We start from the raw sequence: 22218 nt of genomic DNA, 5'->3' as shown, positions 1-22218 counted from the left end.
GCGCACCTATCCCCAGTAGTCCATGCGTGCGACAAGGTAGGCCTCTTGATCTTCACCGGTGGCGGTGGCGAAGGTGATGGAACTGACGTGATCGAAGATGACCGGGGGCCAGTTCGGCCAGGCGCCGAAATCGATGTCCTTGTCGGATCCGTCCTTGAGCCGTCGCCGGTAATGCATGATGCCGGTGTAGTTCGCTCCCCCGCCGACCTGGCCTTGCAGGGCCGTTTGGGCACCCAACGTCGCCGGCGGCAGATTCACCTGGACGGTGTTGTAGCCGGGTGGCCAGCCGTCCATCCAGTGCCAATCGATTCTCGTCACGGTCATGCCAATCACCCTCCCTGGCTTGTCATCTGGGATCTTCGCCTGCGGATCACCACCGCCTGCGCAACACCTAGGATCGGGCTTGCCGGTAGCCGCCCAATAGCGTAGGGCGCTACTCGTTTCTCGGGTTTGCCGTTTCGACATGTCGTGACCACGACGCATCGTGCCTGCCAGAGGACATCGAGTGCGACCCGCCCGTGGCCGTCCGAACACATCTGACCCTCGCGTCAAAAATCAAGCGTCAGTGCGTTTGTCGCGAGCAAAGCCGTCGTTTCGGGCGCCATTTCGACGAGGAGCTGCGAGCATGGTCGCGGACGTATCCGCGGTCGGCAAACACAACAGGATTTCTGGACCCGAGGAGCTGCAGATGAAACGGTTGACCCGTTCCGGCGTGCGCAGAACGGTCTTCGCGACAGGAATCGCCGGGGCAGCCGTGATGGCGGCGATCGTTCCCGCGAACGCAACGCCCACTGCAGCCGGCCCGGCCGGCGTCCCGATACCCCTGGGTCCGTTCTCCCTGCGAAACGATCCCGGGTGCGACGTATTCGGATGGCAGCATCCGATGTGCGCCGGAGGCGCCTTCGACACGCCAGCGGACGACGGAATCCCGGGAGACAATGCGGCATTCGGCGGCATACCGGCGCCCGCGAGCGTACCCAATGTCGACGGCTCGCTCAGTCCTCCCGGCATGCCCGGCGATGTCTGACCCGTCCAGATTCCCTGGATAACTCATAGCGCCGGAGGGCGTTCTACGCGACGACAGGTCATTTCCGGTCCTCGGTAGAGCGTCAAAAGGAGAATCGCATGAGCGTGGACAACATTTCGCACCTGGGCGCGCAGGGAGCCGACGAGCTCGTCCCGTCGCGCTACGCGGTGCAGGTCGGTGACATCGAAGTGCTGGTGATCAGCGACGGGGTGCTGCCGATAACCGCCTCGACATTGGCCACCAACGTCGAGGCGACGGAGCTGGCGCACTGGCTGGACGACAATTTCCTGCCACCTGAGGTGGTCGACTGGCCGCTCAACGTGGTGGTGGTGCGCAGCGGCGACCGAACCATCCTCGTCGATGCAGGGCTGGGCCTGGAGTTCCCGGACTTCCCCCGGGCCGGTCAGACGGTGCAGCGGCTGGAGGCAGCCGGGGTCGATCTCGCATCGGTGACCGACGTGGTACTCACCCACATGCACATGGACCACGTCGGCGGGCTGCTCACCCAGGGGTTGAAAGACCGGCTGCGTCCCGACCTGAGAGTCCACGCCTCCACAGCGGAGGCCGAGTTCTGGGACGCGCCCGACTTTTCGCGCACCACCATGCCGCAGCCGATACCGGACGTGCTGCGCCGGGTCGCTTCGCAGTTCCTCGACGAGTACCGCGGTCAATTGCGGACATTCGAGACGGAATACGAGGTGGCGCCGGGCGTGCTGGTTACCCGGACCGGTGGTCACACCCCGGGACACAGCGTGGTCCGCCTGGCTTCAGGCAGTGACAAGCTGACGTTCGCCGGCGACGCCGTGTTTGCACCCGGATTCGATAATCCTGAGTGGCACAACGGATTCGAGCATGACCCCGATGAGGCGGCCCGGGTCCGGATCCGTCTGCTCAGTGAGCTGGCGGCGACCGGCGAATCACTGGTGGCCACTCACCTACCGTTCCCATCCGTCTGCCGGGTCGCCGCATCGGGTGACGTCTTCCGGTGTGTACCAACGGTGTGGGATTACTGACGGCGAGACGTGTTCACCGCCTTGGCCAGATCAAGGCGGTGAACACTCGACCATTCGGCTGTCAGCGGTCCGACTGGGATTGCGAAGCGATGATCCAGTTGCCGAATTCGACCGCGAGGTACCAGCGGTGGGCGGCGACCAATGGCGCGGGCGTGAGGCCCGGAAACTCCACGGTGAGAAGGGCTTCCAGCGCACCATCGCGGTCGCGTAGCTGGTGACGGACACCGCCGATGACGAAACCGTCGTCGAGGAGCGCCTGGCCCGCGATCTGGATGGGGTAGTCGGGATCGGCCGGCGTCGAGAGCGTGTCGGTCGTGGTGTAGTCGACCAGGAATCGCGTCGGTATCGGTGAGCCACCGGTTGTCGACGACCTCCTGTCGTCCGTCGGGCAGCCCGCGCAGCAGATAGTGGTCGGGCATCGCGTCGATCATGTTCACCTCGTCGTTGACGACGACGAGGTTGTTGAACCAGTCGGCGAACGCGGCGGCCGAACATCCCGGCGCAATCACCCGGATGACACTGCGGGCAACACGTCCCCGGCTGGCTGCGACGGCGACCCGGGAGATCTTCTCCGAGGTGGCCAGGTCTCGGCGCAACATGGCATAGATCCCGGCATGCCCGAGTCCGGTCTTGAGGGTGACCAGCGCTGCCCGCTGTGTGTCGAGGTCGGCGGTGAGCACGGTATCGATGTTGACGTCCGGCGCGATTTCAGCGATCGCTCGGGTGCCCAACCGAGAGACGAACTTCCTGAGGACCGCCTTGGCGCGGCCGGCTTCCCAACGCTGGACGTCAGATCGGGCCACGGCCCTGTCATCGATGAAGCTGGTGATGGCTGGCATTGAGCCAACATAGGCCTTGGCCGGCAACAGCGTGGCCGCGGTATGACAGCCGTCGGCCCAAACCGTCTTGCGGTCACTGGGTGGACACCGCGCACGTTGTCGCCGGTGCGCTCACCGGCGCACCGCTGGCATGTGCAGCCGCCGACAAACCCATCGCACCGCCGATGACGACAGCGACAGCGGCGGGCACAACAGCGTGGCGACCCAGGCTCTTGACGAAGTTCATGGCAATCCTCCTGTGTTGGTGAGCGTTGTGGCAGGACACTACGAAGCCGACCGACGTACGCGCGCTGTTGTGCGCACAACCTGGACAAACGCGCAATGAGCAGGCTTTTCCGCGTTCTGCTCACTGCTCCGGTCCGACACCAAGCAGATGGGACTCGACCGGCCGGCGGCGGTTCGATGAGTTACCGGGCCACCGCCGGTCTGTACCGGCATGACTGACGAAACCATGAGCGCCGCGTGCACCATCAACGCGCCGGCGACCACCGTCTTCGCCGTGCTGGCGGACCCGACCATGCATCAAGCGATCGACGGCACCGGCTGGGTGCGCGAGTCGCTGGACGGCAAACAGCTGACCGCAGTGGGCCAGGTCTTCCGAATGGCGATGTACCACTCCAACTACGGAGGTATGCACTACGAGATGGCCAACCGAGTCGAGGTCTTCGAGCCGCCGCATGTGATTGCGTGGCTGCCGGGCCAAGGCGCCGACGACGACCACCTCGAGTTCGGCGGCTGGATCTGGCGATACGACCTCAAGCAGGTTGAGGTCGACCGGACGGAGGTCACACTGACCTATGACTGGTCGGCGGTACCGCAGGCCATTCGGGAACACATCGGGTTCCCGCCGTTCGACCGGCAGCACCTCGACAACTCGCTCAAACACCTCGCCGAGCTGGCGCAGCATCGGGCCTAGTCCGGCGCGCTGTCATTCAGCGCATCGCTCATGACACCACGACGGCGAGTTGCGCTGCAGAAGCGCGGTTCCCGGACGTGCGCACACGGGCGGGACGACGGAAACCGCGATGCATGCCCATCGCCCTCCCGATGGCATCGGTGACACATTCGGCGGCGTCGTGCAGCAGCATGTGGCCGGCGCTCGGATGGTGCAGGTGGACCGCTCCGGGAATGGCCGCGGCCAGGTCACGCGAATGCGAAGGCGGCGTCAGGACGTCGTTGCCGCCGCTGACGACGAACGTCTTGGCAGCAATGGACTCCAGAGCGTGGTACATGTCGTAGCGTTTGAGGCTCGGCAGAAAGCCGGCGGCTGTCGTCAGTGACGCTGTCCGCAGGGCTGCGGCCCCCACGGCGGCGACCGCTGCGGCCGTGGTGCCGTCACCCGAGAACGTGCTCAGCACCTGACCCAACGGGCGGACGAGCGCCTGGACGGCTTTGTCGGTCGCCCGCTGTGGCATGCGGTGAACCAGCCCGAACAGCGCGCCCGGAGCAGGAGTTGCCAGCAGGCGACCGATCCCCCGCTGGGCGATGCTGCCTGCCGCAGTTCCCACCAGGACCAGACCTGCAGGCTCGACGGGACGTTGCGACGCCGCGCGACCGAAGTATGCGAGCGCTGTCATGCCGCCCATCGAATGGCCGGCCAGAGTCAACGGGCCGGTGATGTGCATCGCCGTCAAGACCTCTGCGAGATCGGCTGCGAGTTGGGAGATTTCGTAGGTGTGCATTGGCGCGCCGGCCGACCTGCCGTGACCGCGGTGGTCGTAGGCGATGACCCGAACCCTGCCGCCGTAACGGCGGCGCAGTTCACCCACCTGCAGTCCCCAGCTCTCTTGCGAGAGCAGAAGACCATGCAGCAAAACAACTGTCGGCGCGTCGGCGTGTTCAGAAGGGTACTCCGATATCGCGAGAAGGACGCCGTCCTTCGTCGTCACCGTCCGCGCGACGCACTCCTCGCGTGCTGCCGCAGGCCCAAACACGTTGGGCACCAATGGTTCGGGGGCAACCGACATGATGCACTCCTCGGTACGGGTGGACACCGGTACGGTCCCGGTATTTCGCTGCGCCAGAACCTACGGCGGAGATGCACCCGGCGGCTCGCTTGTGCGCGCTACCCGCACAACTCGCCGATTTGGAGTTTGTGTGCATTGACCGCGTCGCTTGGCGTCCTGAATACGTTGCGGGAATTGGGGATTCGAGCCGACTACAACTACGTGAGCACAATGCGCAAAAGTGACAAAACGCGTACTTGTACGGCTTGTGCGCACAAGCGGGCCAGCGCGCAGGCAGTTCCCTAGCGTCGTGAGCACAGATGACCAAGGCCCCACACAAGGAGCGACAAATGACGACGCGGCCTCCGAACCACACCGACGACCCATGGTCCGCCGCGACCATGGCCGCCAGCGTTCCCCAGACGGTGACCATGCGCGCCGCCGCGGCAGACTCAGCCACCACCCATTACGCGTGGTCGGCCGAGCCGCCCGAGTCCGCCGTGCCACAGCTGGCCCGCGAACCGCACCATCGGTTCATACGCCGACGTGCCCTGCCCCTGATCGCGGGTGGCCTGGCGGTCGCAGCGTCAGTCGGTTTCTTCGGCGCCCTGCACGCACGCCCGAGCACGACTGTCGACACGGCCACCCTCACCGCTGCGGCCCCCGCGGTGGCGCCGGCCGCGGCGCCCCCCTCGCAAGCGGTGTCACCGCCGGCGGTACCGGCGCCCACGCCCGTCGTTCACACGATGCGCACCACCACGAATCACCCGGCGCCCACGGGCCACAAGACATCGAATGCCGTCAAGCGGCCGTCTCCGCCGCCGCAACCCCAGTCGAACCACGACAGCGTGTCGACGCCCAGAAGCTGGAATCACAGCTTCTTCTCCTGGTTCACTCATCGTCACGACCACGACGGCCGCTGGCTGCACAACTTCGGACACGCGAAATGACCACGATGACACCTACAGCACAGCCCGACCGGGACAGCGAACAGCGGCAGATCGGGCGGCTGCTCGACAACCTTCCGGTCGGCCCCGTCCATCGCAGAGCGGTCATGGCCATCGGACTCGGCCTCTTCTTCGAGGTGTACGAGATCTTCCTGTCCAGCACGATCGCCGCGACGCTCAAGACGCACTACGGGCTGGGCGGCACTGCGCTACAGCTGCTCCTCGCGTCGTCATTCCTCGGAATGTTCGTCGGCGCCATAGCATTCGGCCAGATCGCCGATCGCATCGGGCGCCGGCGAGCCTTCCTGCTCACCCTGGTGTGGTTCTCGGTGTGGAGCGTCATCGCCGCCTTCGCACCCAACGCATGGCTGCTCGTGGCAGCACGTTTCATGGCCGGCATCGGTGTGGGAGCCGAATATCCCATCGCCGACTCGTATCTCGCCGACGTACTGCCGAAGGCTCATCGGGGACGCATGGCCGCGTGGGCCTACACCTGCTCCTTCCTCGCGGTACCGGCACTGGGCTTCCTGTCACTGTGGCTTGCCGGCCGCAGCCTGTTCGGCGTCGACGGTTGGCGAATCCTCTTGGTGATCGGCGCGATCGGCGCGGTGTTCATCATCGTGCTGCGCCGCAGCCTGCCGGAGTCACCGAGATGGCTGGCCGGTGCCGGGCGCATGGATGAAGCTCGCGTCGCGCTGCGCACCTTCGCCGGCGGCACCGATCCGGCCCCGCAGATCCCGGCCGACCGCGATGAGGCCGATGAAGTCGTCACAGTGGCGCCGGCACCGGCCGCGTCGGCGCTCTCGCGCCTGCGGCAGTCGCCCTACCGGCAGCGGCTGATCATGCTCGGCGTCTTCCACCTGTTCCAGCCCTTCGGCTACTACGGGTTCGGCACGCTGGCGGTGCTGGTACTGGTCAGCCGGGGTTACAACATCACCTCGTCGCTGCTGTTCACGGCCGTGTCCTTCATCGGCTACCCACTCGGTTCGCTCATCTCCATCCCGCTGCTCAAGCGGTTCGAGCGCAAGTACTTGATCATGGTGACCGTCGTCGTGATGGCAGTCTGCGGTGTGCTGTTCGCAACCGCGACCGTTCACGTACTCATCGTCGTGTACGGGTTGCTGATCACCGCCTCGAGCAACGTGTTCTCGAACATCTACCACGTGTATCAGGCGGAGATCTTCCCCAGCGACGTGCGCGCAACCGCGGTCGGGTGGACCTACTCGGTCTCGCGGCTGTCCAGCGCGGCGCTTCCGTTCATTCTCGTCCCGGTGCTCGACCACTACGGGGCCACGGCGATGTTCGCTGTCGTGCTGGTGGCGCTCGCCGCCACGATCGCGGTGATCGCGCCGATCGGACCGCGCACCACGGGCAAGAGTCTCGACGACATCAATCCGACGTGACCGGTCTGCAGACACGTGACCGGATCGCAAGTTTTGCTCATTGTGCTCAAGACGGCGCGTACGCTCAGCCCATGGTCAGAAGGCTGCACATGGATGTGCGGCTTGCCACCCAGGTGCTGTTGCTACAAGTCGCCGTAGTGACGCTCACGCTGGGCATCGCCGGCGGTCTGCTGGCCTTCATGAGCCACGAGCGTCTCGCCGCCCAGTACGAGGACCGGTCACTGGACATGGCACGCGCCATCGCGTTCGCGCCCGCCGTCCGTGCCGATGTCGCGCGCTACGACGCCACCCCGCTGGTCCCGAGCCCGGCGCTCACCGACGAGCTGGCGAGCGGTCCGCTGCAGCAATTGGCCACCGAGATCCAACAGCGCACCGGCGTGCTGTTCGTGGTGATCACCAACAGTCAGGGCATCCGGCTCTCGCATCCCAACCGCGACGAACTCGGCAAGCATGTCAGCACCGATCCCACCGAAGCGCTCGCGGGCCACGAGGTGGTAACCCGCGAGTCGGGCACCCTCGGACCGTCCGTGCGCGCGAAAGTACCTGTGCTGGCGCCGGATTCGAACCGTGTCATCGGCGAGGTCAGCATCGGCATCTCGACGTCCGCGGTGCACCGCCAGCTGTGGACCGATGTGCGGACCGCGGCGGTCCTGGTCGGCCTGGCACTACTCATCGGCGTGGTCGGCTCGTATCTTCTCGCCCGGCGCTGGCGCGGGCTGACCATGGGCTTGCAGCCTTCGGAAATGGCAGAGTTGATCCGCAGCCAGGCCGCGGTGCTGCACGGTATCGACGAGGGCGTGCTCGCCGTCGACACCGCCTGGAAGACAACATTCATCAACGACGAAGCCTCCCGGCTGCTCGAGGTCGGCCGCGAGGCGGGCAGGCCCGCGGAGGACATTGGCCTGACCCCACGGGTGCTTGAGGTGTTTCGGGCCGCGGACGCCACACCGAGCATCGCCACCGTCGGCGACCGGATCGTGGTCGTGTCCTCACGACCGGTCACCCGCGACGGCCGTGAGCTGGGCACCGTGTTGGTCGTGCGGGATCGTACCGACGTCGAATCGTTGACCCGCGAACTCGACGCCGTGCAGCTGATGAGCACGGTGCTGCGGGCCCAGCGCCACGAGTTCGCCAACCGGCTGCATCTGCTCAACGGTCTGCTGCACAGCGGACATGTCGACGAGGCAGCGCAGTATGTGGAGGAACTGCTCGGCTCCGGCCCGATGGGCTCGGCGCTGCCGGGCATCGAGGCCGTCCGCGATGCATTCCTGCAAGCATTCCTGGCGGCGAAGGCCGCTGTCGCCCGAGAAGCCGGCGTCACCCTGACGATCGGCGAGAACACCTGGGCGCCCGGCAGGCTCGCGCTTCCGGTGGATGTGACATCAGTGCTCGGCAATCTGCTGGACAACGCCATCTACGCAGCCCGCACCGGCGCGCAAGCCGACAAAGTCGTGGAAGTCGAGCTCCTGCAGGATGGTTCGACATTGCACATCACCGTGGCCGACACCGGTGACGGGGTTGCGCCTGATTTCGTCGAGCATGTGTTCACCGAGGGCAAGTCGACCAAGCCGGACTCCGGCATACCGGGCGGACGCGGCATCGGCATGGCTCTGTCCCGGCAGATCAGTCGTGCGCTGGGAGGCGACATCCGGCTGTCGAGCCCAGGTAATGCTGACGCGAAATTGTGCGGCGCAGAGTTCATCGCCCGGCTACCGGGTGTGATGGTGGAGGAGGAAGCCCAATGGGTGGCACAGAACTGACGGTGCTGGTGGTCGACGACGACTTCCGGGTGGCGAACATGCACGCGGGCATCGTCAACGCCTTGCCGGGGTTCTCGGTGTCGACGACGGTGACGACGCTGGCCGCCGCTCACAAGGCCCCACCGGTCGACCTCGCCCTGGTGGACGTCTATCTTCCTGACGGCTCAGGAATTGACTTCGTCCGCGAACTACAGTGCGACAGCATGGTTTTGAGCGCGGCCACCGATGCTCGCACGATCCGCGCAGCGATAGCGGCCGGCGCGCTGAGCTATCTGGTCAAGCCGTTCGCACCGACCGACCTCGCCGCCCGGCTGTCGGGGTATGCGCGCTATCGCCGAATCCTGTCCGGGACCAACCTCGGCGGCAGCGAAGTCGACTCGGCCCTGGATGCCCTTCGCCCCCGCATCGCCCCTGCGCAATCCTCCACGGCCGTTGCCTCGCCGACCAAACAGCTGGTGCTCCAAGCACTTCGCACCTCGGGTCGGGCGATGTCGTCAGCCGAGGTCTCCACGGAGATCGGGGTATCCCGCGCAACGGCGCAGCGGTATCTGTCGACATTGGCCACCGCCGGCGAGGTCAAGATCCAGCTGCGCTACGGCACGACGGGCCGGCCGGAACAGGAGTTCGTGGCTGTCGACAAACCGCCCAGTCGCCCTGCGCGGTAACTAGATCCGCCGGCTGAGTTCCTCGACTCCGGGTCCGGACAACTCCGGCAGCGCTACGCGACGACCGCACGCCGCGAGCAACAACGACACCACAGGCCCCTCGATCTCCGGCCCGTCACCGATGACGAAGTCGACATCGGTCCCGATCAACCGCAAGCCAGCCAGACGCTTCCGCCCACCCGACCGTCGATCGGCCGCCATGTATCCGACGGCAGCTCCGATGTGATCGGTGCAGTACACATGGTCCAGCCCGAGTGGGCGACGAATGTCCTCTCCATGCACGACGATCTCGACGATGCGCGAAATCACGGGAAGCGGCGGGGACGCAGTCGAATTCGCCGATGCCCGCAATGCCGCCAGAAGTTCCGACGGGTCGGTTTTGCGGCCGGCCATCACCTGCCGTTGCACGATCCGGTCCACACTGAAGCCTGCGCGAAGGAACTCGCCGGCGAAGCCCCGTTTGGTCAGGACCGCCGTTGCCGCCAAGTGGGCCACCACGTCGCGAACGGTCCAGCCGGCGCACAACGACGCGACGTCCCATTGCTGCCCCGTCAGCCCGCTCAAGTCCTCGATCAGTGCACGTCGTTCGGCATGCACATCGGCCCACACCCCACGCGTGTCGCCAACCATGGTGACCAGCCAACCACATCCGCACCACGCCGAAGAGGTCACGCCCGAAGCCGTTTGGGGCGAGCCGGTCAGTACTTCACCCGGAAGCCGCCGATGAGCCGGATGGTGTTCTCGTCGGGGTCGGTGATAGTTGACAACCGAACGCCTTTGGCCGCGTCGACGATGTCGCCCGGGTCAAGCCCACGTCGCCGCAATTCGGCGAGATGATGCTCAAGATCATCGACCGCGAAGTTGAGTAACGTCGACCCGGCCCGCTCGGCGTCGACGAAAACCTGCACCCAGCCGCCGGGTACCACCTGCCACTCGAGCAAATTCGGCATCGGATTGTTGTCCGCCGGCCGCCCGAACAGTGCCTGGTACCACCGCTCGCTGCTTGCCAGGTCAGACACTGGGGCAACGGCCAGCACATGCGCTATCGACATCTGAGTTCTCTCCTCTCAACACGCGTACACCTATGCCGACCACGCTCGCGCCGACAACTCATCGCGCACGCAATCGGACCGCCGGGCAGAGACGTGCCCACCGCTGGCACCGGCCCGCATCGCCCTGCCCGTCAGGTTCTGCCACACGGGACCAAAGGCCCTACTGTGGGCCCTCATCGAGGACTGCAATGGTCCAATGACGACTACCGCCCTCAGCATGCCCACTACATCCGACACCACCGACGGCGTGCGTGCCGCGTTCGTAACCGCCTTCGGTGAACCACTCCGTATCGAAACACTGGATCTGCCCACGCCCGGTTACGGTGAGGCGTTGGTCAAACTCGAAACATCCGGCGTCTGCCACACAGACCTTCATGCCGCACACGGTGATTGGCCGGTCAAGCCGCAACCACCGTTCGTTCCGGGACACGAGGGGTACGGCACCGTCGTCGCGCTCGGCGACGGTGTCGACGACCTCAGCATCGGCGACAAAGTGGGCAACGCCTGGTTGTGGTCTGCGTGCGGCCGTTGCGAGTACTGCCGCACCGGGTGGGAAACCCTTTGCGAGAGCCAACAAAACGGTGGCTACAGCGTCAACGGAAGCTTCGGCACGTACATGCTGGTCAACGCCGCCTACGCGGCGCGGATCCCCGATGGCGTCGATCCGCTCGAGGTGGCGCCCATCCTGTGTGCGGGTGTCACCGTCTACAAGGGTCTGAAAGTAACCGACACCAGACCTGGCCAGTGGGTGGCGATTTCAGGCATCGGCGGGCTCGGACACATCGCGGTGCAGTACGCCCGCGCGATGGGATTGCGCGTTGTCGCCGTGGACATCGACGATGCCAAACTTGCCTTGGCCACGCGCCTCGGCGCGGAACTGGCCTTCAACGCCGCCACCTCTGACGTCATCGCCGAGGTGCAGGCGGCCACCGGCGGTGTGCACGGTGTGCTTGTGACGGCCGTGCATCCACAAGCGTTCGGCCAGGCAATCGGCCTGACGCGACGCGGCGGGACGATCGTCTTCAACGGGCTGCCTCCCGGTGAGTTCCCGGCTCCGATCTTCGACATAGTCCTCAAGGGCCTGACCATCCGCGGGTCGATCGTCGGAACTCGTCAGGACATGGCCGAGGCGTTGGACTTCTACGCTCGTGGTCTCATCCACCCGACGGTGCATCGCGCGAGCCTCGATGACATCAACGACGTGTTCATCCGGATGGAGCGCGGCCAGATCGACGGCCGCATCGTCATCGATTACCGTCAACCACCCGCTGAGTAGTCAGGAGCACCTCGCGCCACAGGTCTGTTCCCGCATCCCGGCAACCCCTCCGCCCGATCGGCCTGAACCCGCGCTGCGACAATGGGCACATGGTCGAGCAGAGCATCTGGATGCAAAAGGTCGCGGCCGACCCAGGCCATTCACAGTGGTACATCGAGCGGTTTCGATCCATGGCACGGGCCGGCCAGGACCTGGCCGGCGAGGCTCGCCTGATTGACGCGATGGTCCCGCGCGGTGCCCGCATTCTCGACGCCGGCTGCGGTCCCGGGCGTCTCGGTGGGTATCTCGCGGCGGCCGGCCACACGGTGGTCGGTGTCGATGTCGACCCGGCGCTGATCGCGGCCGCAGAGCAGGATCACCCCGGACCACGCTGGCTTGTCGGTGATCTCGCCGAACTCGACCTGCCTTCCCGCGGAATCTCCGAGCCGTTCGACATCATCGTGTCGGCGGGCAATGTGATGACTTTCCTCGCCCCGAGCACCCGCGTTCAGGTGCTCAGCCGTCTGCATGCACACCTCGGCGACAGCGGCCGAGCAGTCATCGGTTTCGGGAGCGGTCGCGATTACGAGTTCAGCGAGTTCTTCGACGACGCAGCCGCGGCCGGATTCACCCCGGATCTGCTGCTGTCCACCTGGGATCTGCGTCCGTTCACCGAGAACTCCGACTTTCTCGTCGCGATTCTTCGGCCGTCACCCTAGGGCCTTGGCGAGGAAGACCCTGTCGAACCCGTCTTCGCAGCGCCTCTCGATCTCGACGTAACCGAGGCGCGCGTACCACGCGACGTTCTCGGTCATCGCCACGTTGGTGTACAGACGTGTCTCGCGGTAGCCCAATTGCCTTGCCCTGCACTCTGCTTCGGCAAGGAGCACACGCCCGTGACCCCGGCCCTGGGCGGCGGGTGCGACAGCGACATTCTCGATCAGCAGATGGTCGACGGCCGCGACCAAGACCATGACACCGACGATGTCGCCGGCGTCCTGCAGGACACTCACGTGGTCGGTCGTGCGAACGAGTTCGTGGTAGTCGACCGACATGGGCGCCGGCTTGCGACCGATCCGGGCGATGTAGGGCGAATAAGCCTCGGCGACGATTCGGGTGATCGACGCCGCGTCAGACGGCACTGCGCGGCGGATGAAGCCGTTACTGCAAATGGGGCCGCCCTCCGTTCCATCGTTCGACATAGTGCGGGCACCGATGTCAGTGCGCCGCGGCCGCCAACGCGACCAGCCCATAGGCCACCGCGAAGCGATGACCGAGCTGCCCGCGCACGTTACCGCGCCCGACAGCGACGCGGTGACCGAGCTGCTCGCTGACCGCGCGCACAAGTTCGTCGTCACCTGCACCCCCACCAACAAGCAGCACTCCGCCGGCGTCGGGGGCCACCTTCTCGATGCCCCGCATCACGTTGCCGCCGATCACCGTCCGCTTGGCCGCCAGACGCCAACTGCGCCATTCAGCGCCGGTGAGCCGCGAGGTGAACGGCAACAGGCCGCTCGGGGCCGAGGTCAACAGCCAACCTGTGCAGCGGCCGTCGAGAGGTTTGTCGAGGAACTGGCGCCGCCCGTGTTCGTCCTCGACCAGCTGCACGGTGATGGCGGTGAGCGACTCCGCTCGTTTGGCGTATTCTGCAGCGCTCCTGGATATGTCGAGCGCCGTGGCCGTGGCGCTGGTGAGAAGCTGGCCAGCTCCTGGCAGTGCGATGCGCGTGTCGTCGGTGACGACGTCCACGGTTCCCCCACCGACGTCGACAACCACCACGTCGGCGGTGGCGCCGGGTGTCGTGAGCGCACCTGCGCGCGCCGCCGCGGCCTCGGAATCGATGCGGGTGACCGGGACTCCGAGGGCGGCGCCGAGCACGTCGACATCCGCCGGTGCCCGGTCCCCGCTATCCAGGGTGGCCATCACGAGGCTGTCCGCCACAACCGAACCGCGCCGCGAATTGGCTTGCGCTGCAATGTCGGCCAGGTAGACAAGCAGGGCCTGATCGCCGTGGTTCGGTGCCGGCTGCGGTGAAGCCGACGTGGAACGCGGGGCACCGTCGAGACAGACCACCGCGCACACACTGTCGAACAGCGAGTCAGCAACGGCACAGGCGTCGGCACGTTCGTCATCGCGCAGGCCGAACACGTCGGCGAGCCAGAAAGGATCGGTGAGCCGCTGCAGCGGTCCCGCTCCCTGCCGCACTTCCACCGCAACCAGGGTTGCCGAGAGCACCCGCTGCACATCGACGTCGTCGACCACCGGTACGCCGACGCTCAGCCGGTTCGACACGAGCACCGCCTCGTCGTTCGCGGTCAGCACCGCGACGACGTTGCGCCCCGCCGCCACGGCCTCGTTCACCCGGGCGGCCACCGCGCCGTAGCCCCATTCGGTGCTCGCGCACGCCACGACGGGACGGTCGGAGGTCACCTCGCTCAGGCGTTCCACGGGTACAGGTAGGCCGACACCGGCGTCGTCACCCGCGGTGGTGGCCGCCGAGCGCGTCACGACGGTGAGCCGGCCGGTGGGGCGTACCGCCAACCGGACCCGTTCGACGGCCGAGGAGACCGGTGGGGTCGGCGCGAATGCGGCTCTGTCGACCACCAGTCCATGGGCGTCGGCCAGACGTCGGACCAGCTGCGCAGCACCTTGCACGGCGCGCAGCGACCCCTTCCCACCGCGGGTCGGAGTTCGCGCGCTCGCGCGCACGTCGGACCCGTCGGCCCCGGCGCAGAGCACCACTTCGGTGGTGGCGTTACCGATGTCGACACCGGCCCACACGGTCATCGCAACAAGCCACGCCGCCGGTACACCGCGGCCGCCTCACGCACGAACTCCGCACAGGTGGGCGCCTGTTGGCCGGCGAGTCGTTGAGCCACCGCCTCCAACTCCTCGAATGTGGAACGCCCCGGGCGCAGCGCCTCGTACGCGGCGAGCATGTCCTCGGCGCTCAGGGCGGTCATCTCGGCTGCCCGCCGAAGGTTCTGGGCCAGTTGGACCGACCCGGCCAGTTCGGCGGTGTCAGCCTGACCGAGCAGTGTTTCCCGGCTGATCCGGACGTCATCGAGCGTCAGGACGCCGTTGCGGGCGGCCTCGACGGTGACTTCGTGAACGCTGCGGCCCGAGTGTGACGTGGCAGTCATCGCTTGAACTCCAATTCGACGTGCGGGATGCTGTCGTTTCCGTTGCGGCAGGCCGACTCCCGGCGCTCAATGGCGACCATCGCGACAACCTTGGTGTGATACCGAGCGGTGATTGCCTCATCGGTGTAGGCGTTGCGCATCGGTGCCGGCGTCACGCCCTTGGCGTGTCTGCCCGCATTGATGCCGATGAGGCGGTACATCTCCGGGGTGATGAGCGGAGCGATGCTGAGCAGTTCGAGGTTGGCCAGCGGGGACAGGTCGCGGCGATGGATGATCGTGGTGCCCTTCGCTTGTAGCCCGACCGAGATGCCGGACCCGGACAGCCGCGCCGCGGATTTTCCCATCGCGCCGAGATCGATGCTGTCGGCGATCCGCACCAGGCGCGGCACGCACTGCTCCTCCTCGAGACCGGCGAAGATCTGCTCAAGCGCGTCGTAGATGGTCATGCCCGAAAGAGTGCGAAACAGCTTGGTGCCGAACGCAGGCGACACCCCGATGACGACTTCCCGCGGATCCTCGCCCACCCGCGCCGGGCCGCAGACGATCAAACGGTCCGGTTCGGCAAAACTCGCCTGCTCCCGCACCAGGTCGGTCACCGACCGGGCCTGCCGCACGCTGTCGATCTGCGCCTGCCGTTCGGCTGACGGCCGGTAACCCGTGCCCGGGCCGCGGTAGTCGTTGGGGTCCGTCAACACCGACAGCACGTTCATCTCCTCATCGAAGATCGCCGCGGTCTGCAGGTAGTCGCCGGAGATCCGGGCCCGGGCCATGCCCAGCACGCGATCGGCGAGGTCGGGAAATCCCGTCTCGGCGAGCGCGGCGACAACGTCGAGAACAGTGAGTCCGGATTGCTCGATCATCCTGGCAGCACTGAGCACCCGCACCCCATCGGTGCTCGGCAGGTCCTTCGAACCTTCCGCCCCCACAACAGCTTCCACGTGCTCGTCATCGAAGTCGGCGAGCCCGAGGTATTCGAAGACCGCACGCGTGGCTTCGGCTGCCTGTCGGCGCATGGCCTCCAGCGTGGTCGGGTCGACCGACCGCAATCCACCGTCGACACCCCAGTCGCGCTGTAGCACCAGGTAGTCGTCGAGGTCGCTCGCATTGAAATTGGAAGGCCCGAACATGTTGTCGTAGGCCATCACCGAGCCGAAGCCGGAGAAGATGAAATCCGATCCGGACAACAACACCGGCAGCGTTCGACTGGTGCGGCGCATGGTCGATTCCGAGACCAGGGTGTCGTTGCCGCTGCATGATTCCAGCCCGCGAAGCATGACCATGAGATTTTCCGCGATCAGCTCACGGACACCACCGGGCACCGACGCCGTGATCGACGCGCCGTCGATACCGCCGTTCTGGACTCCCTGGGCCCCGATCCCCTTGGCGAGGGCCACGCATCGGGATTCCAGGTAGTTCATCGACTTTCGCTCGGCCTCGCCCATCAGCACCTCGGACCCGGCACCGCTGGACAACCGCATCTTGATCCCACGGGACGCGTAGCACGAGGTCAGGAACGCCTTGGACCACGGGGTGTCGTCACCGTCGGTGAAGACCTGTTCGGTGCCGTACACCGATACCGTCTCGGCGTACGAAACCAGCCCCCGCACACCCATTTCCAGCTCGCGAGCCTCCTCGACCGAACACTGGGTCAGCGCGCCGGGGGCGGGCACTTGAGAGCCGATCAGCAGTCCCACGGCAACGGCCGGGGCATCGTCGAGCACCGGGACCGTTGCCTCCAATTCCCGGAACCCGTACACCACCGCGGTCGCGGCATCGGCGGCGATCAGCAACGGGTCGTCGAGACGATTTGTCACATGAGCCTGGTTGGCGGGAGTGCGACGGGCACGCATCTTCATCATCGCCATCTGAATTTCGACCGGCTGCAGCATCGCGACCACGCGGGCCATCTTCGCCGGGGTCAACCCCGCGCAGACCCTCAACACCTGCTCGCGGGGGACGCTGGAGTCGACGATCATCCGCGCCAGATCGACTTCGGCGATCGCCATCGACCGCGGCGCCTCGGCATGATCGATCGCGTACCGCACGATGAACTCGTCGATCGTGTCGAAGTCCGCGGCCTGAGTGGAATCCATCTCCAGCACGGTGCCGTCCTCGGCCACAACCCAGGACGGTTCCGGGTCGTGCGGTGACAGGTGCGAGATCATCCCGAGTTCCGGGTCGGCTTCGGCGAACCCGTCGAGGTTGACCCGCTGCTCGTCCAGCATCCGGATACGCCCGAGCCGGTGATCCAGCTCAAACTCGGTGCCGCTCAGGTACATACCGGTCCCCCATACCTCTCTCGTACACGACGGGCTCAGCATCCATGGGCCGCCGGGGCGCGACAACCGTTTGCGCCCGGCTTCCACCAACATGTTGATGCAGTGCTCACCACGGCGGTACCGGTGTGACATGGCCTACAACAATGTGTTGGAAAGACACTGAGAGCCTCTTACGGTCGGCCCACCCGTCTCGCAGACTTGCGCCGAACTGCACGCAGCCGCCGCCCGCGACTGCGCTGTGAGAGGAGGAATCAACCCATGACCGAGGTTGTCAACGCGGACAACACGCCTCGCGGCGACACGTCACCGGAACGACATCCGGCCAAACTGCGCGGGCATCTCGGCGTGCCCGCCATCGTGCTGATGGTCGTGGCCGCTGCGGCGCCGCTGTCGACCATCGGCGGCAACGTGCCGATCGCGATGGTGCTCGGAAACACCACGGGCATACCGGTGGCATTCGTCGTCGCCGGCGTGATCTTCCTGCTCTTCGCGGCCAGCTTCGTCGCGATGTCGAAATACGTCACCGATGCCGGCGCCTTCTACGCCTACATCCGGGAGTCACTCGGCCGCGCGGCCGGGACCGGCGCCGCCGTTCTGGCGCTCCCGGCCTACATGGCGACCCTGCTCGCCGTCGCCGCCTACGACGGCGTCATCCTCAACGGCCTCATCACGCGATTCGACGGACCGAACATCCCCTGGTGGGTGTTGACGGGGCTGGTCCTCGCGGCCGTCGCCTGGCTGGGCTACCGCGACATCGACCTCAGCGCCAAGGTTCTCGGCGTCTTCCTGGTCTCCGAGGTCGCCATCCTGCTGGTCCTGGACCTGGTGATCGTGGTGCGCGGCGGCGAACACGGCATCACCGGCGACTCGTTCACCCCGCAGGGCATCGCGGGTGGATTCGGCATCGCCCTGCTCTACGCGCTGTGGGGTTTCGTCGGCGTCGAGGCGACCGCGGTCTTCCGGGACGAGGCCAAAGATCCCGACCGCACCGTGCCACGCGCCACGTACTGGGCGGTGGGCATCGTGGCGACGTTCTATGCCTTCTCCAGCTGGGCTCTCATCGAGGGCAACGGTGGGCATGACGCGATCCAGGCGGCCAAGGATGATCCCGACAATTTCATGGTGAACACCGCGCAGCAGTACCTCGGGATGGTGGGCCGTGACCTCAACACCGCGTTCTGGTTCGTCAGTGTTTTCGCGTGTGCCTTGGCCTTTCACAACATCAGCTCGCGGTATTTGTTCGTCCTCGGTCAGAGTGGAGTCTTCTCGAAGAAGATCGGCCAGGTGCACGCGCGGCACGGTTCGCCCTCGAACTCCTCGCTGGTCATCACCGTGGCATCGTTCGTGATCATGGCGGTCCTCGCCGCACTGAAGCTGGATCCGGTGCTGCAGATCTTCGGCCCGCTGGGTGGCCTGGGCATCCTGGCGCTGGCGATCCTGTGGTTGCTGACGACCGTCTCGGTGGTGATCTTCTTCCGCCGCCGCGGCGGATCCACCGGCACCGTGGTGCTCGCATCGGCGGCCACCCTCGTCCTGGCCGCGGCCCTGGTGCTGGTCGTATCGAACCTGACCCTGGTGGTCGGCGGGACGCCGACGCTGGCCGCGATCTTCGGCGTGATGCCGCTGGTGTTCTTCGGAGTCGGCATGCTGCTGAGCCGGCGGGCGACCGCGGAACTCTCGGCGGCCCCATGAGTGTCGTCTCTCACCGACCCGTCTCCTGATTCCACAGCCGTCCAGGGCGCTGATACCGTCGAATCCGGTGTCGGCGCCCTGCGGCGGTCTCGCCGGCACCGGTACCGAACAGCCGAGCCGAATACGGTCCATCAGCAGAAGGGACGACATGTCGCGGGACACGCCGCTGAGCGTCGCGGCGGCCTTGACCGTTCCGCCGCTGGACCAGGGTTCGGTCGTCGCCGGGCATCGCGGGTTGACGCGCGAAGTCCATTGGGTCGACATCAAGCACGCTCCCGCCGAGTCTTTCGTCCGCGCCGGTGACCTCGTCTTGACCACCGGCGCCGACATCCATCAGCCGGGTGTACGGGACTTCCTCACCTACGTCGTCTCCTCCCGCGCCGCCGGGGTGGTGGTGAACCCTCCTCCGGACGTCGCCGTCCACGAACTACTGGCCTCACTGGTCCCGCTCGCGGACCACCACGAGTTTCCCGTGGTGCTGCTGCCCTGGGAAGTCGCGTTCTCCGAGGTCCAGCGAAACCTGCTGCCCTTGGTCAGCCCGTCGTCGCCCGACACCCGGATCGAACTGGCCATCGGCCGCCGCGAACGCGAGCATGCCTCCTGGGTTGATGTCGCCGGGGCCTTCGCGCACGCTCTGCACGACGTGACGGCCGCGGCGGGCCTGTCGGTGCGGTCATCGGTGACCGAGGACCTCGTGATGTGTCAGTTCTCGGCGGCTCAGCCTGCTGCGACGGTGTCGGCGTTGGTCGCGTCCGCCCACCAGCTCAGGGCGCTGCCGGACGACCTCGTCAGTTGGGTTCTGCTTCCTGCCCTGCAAGGCCAAGCGGTCACCGTCGCGCCGTCGGTAGCGTCACCGGTGACCGAGAAACCAGCTGGCTCATGGCAATTCGCTGAAGTGCTGCGGCAGCATCCCCGGTGTATGGCGACCATCCTGCAAACCCTGCAGCCGTTGGTGGACTACGACAAGACCCGCCGCGGCCAACTCGTGCACACCTTGGAGATCCTCCTCGACGAGGCCACGAACATCAGCGCCGCCGCCCGGGCCCTCTTCCTGAACCGGCACTCCCTCATGTACCGGATCAAGCTCATCGAGGAACTCACGGGACTGTCGCTGAAGAACCCGGCCGACCGGTTCCAGCTGGAGGTCAGCGTTCGCGTCCACCGGATCAACGAGGCACGCGTCGCCAGTCTTCGTCCGTGACGGCGTTATCGCACCGGCCAACCGAATCCGCAGCAAAACCCCAAAGAGCTGCCAGATCCATCTCAGCGTCCTAACAGTGCGCCGCTCATAACGTCGCTTGTGCGTTACGAATGCGACCCGATCGGAGGACGATGAGCAAGCTGGTCGGCAAGGCCGCCATGGCAATCGGCGCGGCAGCCATTCCGGTGGGAATGTTGGCGACCGGCGTAGCCTCGGCGGACGACTACGCAGGTAAGACCTACGCCGACGCTCAGTCGGCACTCTCGGCCGCGAGCATGAAGGGTGTCATCGCCACCCGCTCGGGCGATACGCTGCCCGACGACAAGTGTGTGGTGACCAGCTCGGAAAAGGCACCCTGGATCAAGGGCGACAAGTTCGCGGCGGTCACCGACACCGTGCTGCTCAACCTGAACTGCAGCGCCACGGTGGCCTCCGCAACCCAGGCCGGCAACTCCGCGGCCAGCCCGGAGGGACGGGCCGCGATCGCCGCCGCACAGCAGCAGGCCGCGCAGGATCAGGCACAAGCTGCCGCCGATCAGAGCAACAAGAAGCACTAGGCAGTTACGACTGCACCTGGCCGAGGGTGACCTGAACGGTCCGGGAGGCTCCCGACGGGTCGTCGTAGGTCAACGTGATGTTGTCCCCCGGCGCCTTCGAACGAACCGCGGCGACCAGTGCGTCCGGCCCGTCGATCACCTGGTTGTCGAGCTTGGTGATCACCGCGCCCCTGGGCAGGCCGGCCTGGGCCGCCGGGCCCCCGTCGACGACTCCGGCGACGGCAGCACCGTGGCTGTCTTCGGCAGTCGCCAGCTGGACACCGAGGGAGGCGTGCTGGACGGTTCCTGTCGAAATCAATTCGTCGGCAATGCGTTTGGCCTGATCCACAGGTATCGCGAAGCCGAGCCCGATCGAACCGCTCTGCCCGCCACCCTGCGAGCCCTGGCCCAGTGACGCGATCGCCGAGTTGACCCCGATCAGATCGCCGTTCATGTCCACCAGCGCCCCTCCGGAGTTGCCCGGATTGATCGCGGCATCCGTCTGGATGGCGCTCATCACCGAGTGCTGACCGGTCTGCTCGTCACCGGTCGCGACAGGTCGGTCGAGTGCGCTGATGATGCCCGTCGTCACGGTCCCCTGCAGGCCCAGCGGTGAGCCGACCGCCACGACGTTCTGCCCCACCTTCAGATCCTTCGAAGAACCGATGGTGATCGGCGTGAGCCCGGAGACGTTCTGGGCCCGCACCACGGCGATGTCGTCGGCAGGGTCGGTTCCGACGACGGAGAACGGCACCGTACGGCCATCGGACATGGTCACCGTCGCCTGCGCGGCTCCGGAGACCCGGCCAGAGGGTCGTGCGGAGGGCCCATCCGACTGGGTGTCAGGCCCGTCCTGGCTGTCACCTGGGAACTGCCCACCAGGAAGCATTCCGCCCGGCAGGCCGGGGATCCGCATGCGGGGTCCGCTGTCGGACGTCATCGGCCCCTGGTTGCCGGCGTCCTGGGCGACGGCAGCCACCACGTGATTGTTGGTCAGGATGAGCCCGTCGGAGCTGAGGACGATGCCGGAGCCCTCCTCACGCCCCTGCCCGGTTTCGATCTGGAGCTTCACCACGCTGGGCAGGACCTTGGCCGACACCTGCTCGACCGAACCCGTGGGCGCGGCATTTCCCGGCTGCGCCGGCGCGGAACCCTTTGCCGGCGCGGGCTTTCCGATGTTCACCGGGGCGGGCGCCTGCGCGGTGGGTGTCGCGTGCCCCGCATGGTCCACCACGGCGACAGCCGTCGCGGCACCTGCAGCCATCGCCATCGCGGCCGTGCCGACGACCAGGACACCGACCCGAGAGCGCTTACGCTGCGGCGGGTTTTGCTGTCCCTGCGGTTCCTTGTAGGAGGCGCCCGCATCGGGGTACGCCACATACGGCGGCGGATACGCCCCACTGAGACCGGACGAATTGGGCGCATAGTGGTACCCGGACTGGTTCCACTGTTCCGGGTTA

Annotated in this window: 23 protein-coding genes; 12 read left to right on the top strand and 11 right to left on the bottom strand. The window is 66.5% G+C overall.

Going from position 1 to position 22218, the window contains the following annotated elements; all coding sequences use genetic code 11:
• Positions 1–6: 6 nt before the first annotated feature.
• A complete protein-coding gene (locus tag RMCB_RS07555; RefSeq protein WP_062828269.1) occupies positions 7–324 on the bottom strand; it encodes a hypothetical protein in 318 nt (105 codons plus the stop codon).
• A gap of 301 nt (positions 325–625) precedes the next feature.
• On the opposite strand from RMCB_RS07555, the gene RMCB_RS07550 reads away from it, so the two are divergent.
• Positions 626–1027, top strand: a complete 402-nt coding sequence (locus RMCB_RS07550; RefSeq protein ID WP_062828268.1) for a hypothetical protein — start codon at positions 626–628, stop codon at positions 1025–1027.
• A gap of 98 nt (positions 1028–1125) precedes the next feature.
• Positions 1126–2040 carry an MBL fold metallo-hydrolase gene (locus tag RMCB_RS07545; RefSeq protein ID WP_062828267.1) on the top strand — a complete coding sequence of 305 codons (915 nt, stop codon included), beginning with the start codon at positions 1126–1128 and terminating at the stop codon, positions 2038–2040.
• Here RMCB_RS07545 and RMCB_RS07540 read toward each other — a convergent pair.
• Both RMCB_RS07540 and RMCB_RS35990 read right to left on the bottom strand, forming a co-directional pair.
• Positions 2034–2879, bottom strand: a complete 846-nt coding sequence (locus RMCB_RS07540) for a hypothetical protein (RefSeq protein WP_234792028.1) — start codon at positions 2877–2879, stop codon at positions 2034–2036. The genes RMCB_RS07545 and RMCB_RS07540 overlap by 7 nt on opposite strands.
• A gap of 73 nt (positions 2880–2952) precedes the next feature.
• The gene (locus tag RMCB_RS35990) at positions 2953–3105 is read right to left on the bottom strand and encodes a hypothetical protein (protein WP_165606260.1); all 153 of its coding nucleotides are present in this window, start codon (positions 3103–3105) and stop codon (positions 2953–2955) included.
• Between the two features lie 210 nt (positions 3106–3315).
• On the opposite strand from RMCB_RS35990, the gene RMCB_RS07535 reads away from it, so the two are divergent.
• Positions 3316–3795 (top strand): SRPBCC family protein, encoded by a 480-nt coding sequence (locus tag RMCB_RS07535; protein WP_062828266.1) that lies wholly within the window; start codon positions 3316–3318, stop codon positions 3793–3795.
• 28 nt (positions 3796–3823) lie between these two features.
• Here the strand turns inward: RMCB_RS07535 and RMCB_RS07530 are convergent, their stop codons facing one another.
• Positions 3824–4846 carry an alpha/beta fold hydrolase gene (locus RMCB_RS07530; RefSeq protein ID WP_062828347.1) on the bottom strand — a complete coding sequence of 341 codons (1023 nt, stop codon included), beginning with the start codon at positions 4844–4846 and terminating at the stop codon, positions 3824–3826.
• Between the two features lie 329 nt (positions 4847–5175).
• Here RMCB_RS07530 and RMCB_RS07525 point away from each other — a divergent pair, with 329 nt between their 5' ends.
• The 4 genes from RMCB_RS07525 to RMCB_RS07510 all read left to right on the top strand — a co-directional run bounded on the left by RMCB_RS07525 (position 5176) and on the right by RMCB_RS07510 (position 9600).
• Positions 5176–5775: a hypothetical protein gene (locus tag RMCB_RS07525; protein WP_062828265.1), complete on the top strand. Its 600-nt coding sequence runs from the start codon at positions 5176–5178 to the stop codon at positions 5773–5775.
• 5 nt (positions 5776–5780) lie between these two features.
• A complete protein-coding gene (locus RMCB_RS07520) occupies positions 5781–7175 on the top strand; it encodes an MFS transporter (protein WP_062828346.1) in 1395 nt (464 codons plus the stop codon).
• A gap of 71 nt (positions 7176–7246) precedes the next feature.
• Positions 7247–8935 carry an ATP-binding protein gene (locus RMCB_RS07515; RefSeq protein WP_201028248.1) on the top strand — a complete coding sequence of 563 codons (1689 nt, stop codon included), beginning with the start codon at positions 7247–7249 and terminating at the stop codon, positions 8933–8935.
• Complete coding sequence (locus RMCB_RS07510) at positions 8917–9600, top strand: response regulator (protein WP_062828264.1); 684 nt, start codon at positions 8917–8919, stop codon at positions 9598–9600. Before RMCB_RS07515 ends, RMCB_RS07510 begins: the two co-directional genes overlap by 19 nt.
• Here the strand turns inward: RMCB_RS07510 and RMCB_RS07505 are convergent, their stop codons facing one another.
• Positions 9601–10230: a maleylpyruvate isomerase family mycothiol-dependent enzyme gene (locus RMCB_RS07505; protein WP_062828263.1), complete on the bottom strand. Its 630-nt coding sequence runs from the start codon at positions 10228–10230 to the stop codon at positions 9601–9603.
• Between the two features lie 68 nt (positions 10231–10298).
• Entirely contained in the window at positions 10299–10652 is a 354-nt protein-coding gene (locus tag RMCB_RS07500) for a VOC family protein (RefSeq protein WP_062828262.1), read from the bottom strand.
• 196 nt (positions 10653–10848) lie between these two features.
• Here RMCB_RS07500 and adhP point away from each other — a divergent pair, with 196 nt between their 5' ends.
• Complete coding sequence (adhP, locus tag RMCB_RS07495) at positions 10849–11928, top strand: alcohol dehydrogenase AdhP (protein WP_062828261.1); 1080 nt, start codon at positions 10849–10851, stop codon at positions 11926–11928.
• Positions 11929–12017: 89 nt separating this feature from the next.
• Positions 12018–12626, top strand: a complete 609-nt coding sequence (locus RMCB_RS07490) for a class I SAM-dependent methyltransferase (protein WP_062828260.1) — start codon at positions 12018–12020, stop codon at positions 12624–12626.
• On the opposite strand, the gene RMCB_RS07485 is transcribed toward RMCB_RS07490, so the two are convergent.
• The 4 genes from RMCB_RS07485 to RMCB_RS07470 are packed head-to-tail and all read right to left on the bottom strand — an operon-like array spanning position 12618 to position 17329.
• Positions 12618–13109: a GNAT family N-acetyltransferase gene (locus tag RMCB_RS07485; RefSeq protein ID WP_062828344.1), complete on the bottom strand. Its 492-nt coding sequence runs from the start codon at positions 13107–13109 to the stop codon at positions 12618–12620. The two genes, RMCB_RS07490 and RMCB_RS07485, sit on opposite strands and share 9 nt — an antisense overlap.
• Before the next feature lie 16 nt (positions 13110–13125).
• On the bottom strand, positions 13126–14694 hold the full coding sequence (locus RMCB_RS07480) for a diol dehydratase reactivase ATPase-like domain-containing protein (protein WP_062828259.1): 1569 nt from the start codon (positions 14692–14694) through the stop codon (positions 13126–13128).
• Positions 14691–15050 carry a diol dehydratase small subunit gene (locus tag RMCB_RS07475; RefSeq protein WP_062828258.1) on the bottom strand — a complete coding sequence of 120 codons (360 nt, stop codon included), beginning with the start codon at positions 15048–15050 and terminating at the stop codon, positions 14691–14693. The genes RMCB_RS07480 and RMCB_RS07475 overlap by 4 nt, the downstream gene beginning before the upstream one ends.
• Complete coding sequence (locus tag RMCB_RS07470) at positions 15047–17329, bottom strand: propanediol/glycerol family dehydratase large subunit (protein ID WP_062828257.1); 2283 nt, start codon at positions 17327–17329, stop codon at positions 15047–15049. The genes RMCB_RS07475 and RMCB_RS07470 overlap by 4 nt, the downstream gene beginning before the upstream one ends.
• A 258-nt stretch (positions 17330–17587) precedes the next feature.
• On the opposite strand from RMCB_RS07470, the gene RMCB_RS07465 reads away from it, so the two are divergent.
• The 3 genes from RMCB_RS07465 (at position 17588) to RMCB_RS07455 (ending at position 20779) form a co-directional block, all read left to right on the top strand.
• Entirely contained in the window at positions 17588–19021 is a 1434-nt protein-coding gene (locus RMCB_RS07465; protein WP_062828256.1) for an APC family permease, read from the top strand.
• Between the two features lie 148 nt (positions 19022–19169).
• On the top strand, positions 19170–20222 hold the full coding sequence (locus tag RMCB_RS07460) for a PucR family transcriptional regulator (protein ID WP_062828255.1): 1053 nt from the start codon (positions 19170–19172) through the stop codon (positions 20220–20222).
• Between the two features lie 131 nt (positions 20223–20353).
• Positions 20354–20779 carry a PASTA domain-containing protein gene (locus RMCB_RS07455; protein WP_062828254.1) on the top strand — a complete coding sequence of 142 codons (426 nt, stop codon included), beginning with the start codon at positions 20354–20356 and terminating at the stop codon, positions 20777–20779.
• Positions 20780–20783: 4 nt separating this feature from the next.
• Here RMCB_RS07455 and RMCB_RS07450 read toward each other — a convergent pair whose 3' ends face one another.
• A complete protein-coding gene (locus RMCB_RS07450; RefSeq protein ID WP_407662114.1) occupies positions 20784–22049 on the bottom strand; it encodes a S1C family serine protease in 1266 nt (421 codons plus the stop codon).
• Positions 22050–22218 lie beyond the last annotated feature (169 nt).

The sequence above is a fragment of the Mycolicibacterium brisbanense genome, assembly GCF_001570425.1.
Taxonomy (GTDB): domain Bacteria; phylum Actinomycetota; class Actinomycetes; order Mycobacteriales; family Mycobacteriaceae; genus Mycobacterium; species Mycobacterium brisbanense.
The sequence above is the reverse complement of the archived record's forward strand: the minus strand, read 5'-3'. Positions and strand labels throughout refer to the sequence as shown.

Bases quoted from the DNA above. Each gene is read 5' to 3' on its own strand.
- RMCB_RS07480 (WP_062828259.1), bottom strand. From the start codon at position 14,694: ATGACCGTGTGGGCCGGTGTCGACATCGGTAACGCCACCACCGAAGTG.
- RMCB_RS07470 (WP_062828257.1), bottom strand. From the start codon at position 17,329: ATGTACCTGAGCGGCACCGAGTTTGAGCTGGATCACCGGCTCGGGCGT.
- adhP (WP_062828261.1), top strand. From the start codon at position 10,849: ATGACGACTACCGCCCTCAGCATGCCCACTACATCCGACACCACCGAC.
- RMCB_RS07500 (WP_062828262.1), bottom strand. From the start codon at position 10,652: ATGTCGATAGCGCATGTGCTGGCCGTTGCCCCAGTGTCTGACCTGGCA.
- RMCB_RS07475 (WP_062828258.1), bottom strand. From the start codon at position 15,050: ATGACTGCCACGTCACACTCGGGCCGCAGCGTTCACGAAGTCACCGTC.
- RMCB_RS07485 (WP_062828344.1), bottom strand. From the start codon at position 13,109: ATGTCGAACGATGGAACGGAGGGCGGCCCCATTTGCAGTAACGGCTTC.
- RMCB_RS07505 (WP_062828263.1), bottom strand. From the start codon at position 10,230: ATGGTTGGCGACACGCGTGGGGTGTGGGCCGATGTGCATGCCGAACGA.
- RMCB_RS07510 (WP_062828264.1), top strand. From the start codon at position 8,917: ATGGGTGGCACAGAACTGACGGTGCTGGTGGTCGACGACGACTTCCGG.
- RMCB_RS07455 (WP_062828254.1), top strand. From the start codon at position 20,354: ATGAGCAAGCTGGTCGGCAAGGCCGCCATGGCAATCGGCGCGGCAGCC.
- RMCB_RS07530 (WP_062828347.1), bottom strand. From the start codon at position 4,846: ATGTCGGTTGCCCCCGAACCATTGGTGCCCAACGTGTTTGGGCCTGCG.
- RMCB_RS07545 (WP_062828267.1), top strand. From the start codon at position 1,126: ATGAGCGTGGACAACATTTCGCACCTGGGCGCGCAGGGAGCCGACGAG.
- RMCB_RS07490 (WP_062828260.1), top strand. From the start codon at position 12,018: ATGGTCGAGCAGAGCATCTGGATGCAAAAGGTCGCGGCCGACCCAGGC.
- RMCB_RS07465 (WP_062828256.1), top strand. From the start codon at position 17,588: ATGACCGAGGTTGTCAACGCGGACAACACGCCTCGCGGCGACACGTCA.
- RMCB_RS07515 (WP_201028248.1), top strand. From the start codon at position 7,247: ATGGTCAGAAGGCTGCACATGGATGTGCGGCTTGCCACCCAGGTGCTG.
- RMCB_RS07555 (WP_062828269.1), bottom strand. From the start codon at position 324: ATGACCGTGACGAGAATCGATTGGCACTGGATGGACGGCTGGCCACCC.
- RMCB_RS07460 (WP_062828255.1), top strand. From the start codon at position 19,170: ATGTCGCGGGACACGCCGCTGAGCGTCGCGGCGGCCTTGACCGTTCCG.
- RMCB_RS07540 (WP_234792028.1), bottom strand. From the start codon at position 2,879: ATGCCAGCCATCACCAGCTTCATCGATGACAGGGCCGTGGCCCGATCT.
- RMCB_RS07550 (WP_062828268.1), top strand. From the start codon at position 626: ATGGTCGCGGACGTATCCGCGGTCGGCAAACACAACAGGATTTCTGGA.
- RMCB_RS07525 (WP_062828265.1), top strand. From the start codon at position 5,176: ATGACGACGCGGCCTCCGAACCACACCGACGACCCATGGTCCGCCGCG.
- RMCB_RS35990 (WP_165606260.1), bottom strand. From the start codon at position 3,105: ATGAACTTCGTCAAGAGCCTGGGTCGCCACGCTGTTGTGCCCGCCGCT.
- RMCB_RS07535 (WP_062828266.1), top strand. From the start codon at position 3,316: ATGACTGACGAAACCATGAGCGCCGCGTGCACCATCAACGCGCCGGCG.
- RMCB_RS07520 (WP_062828346.1), top strand. From the start codon at position 5,781: ATGACACCTACAGCACAGCCCGACCGGGACAGCGAACAGCGGCAGATC.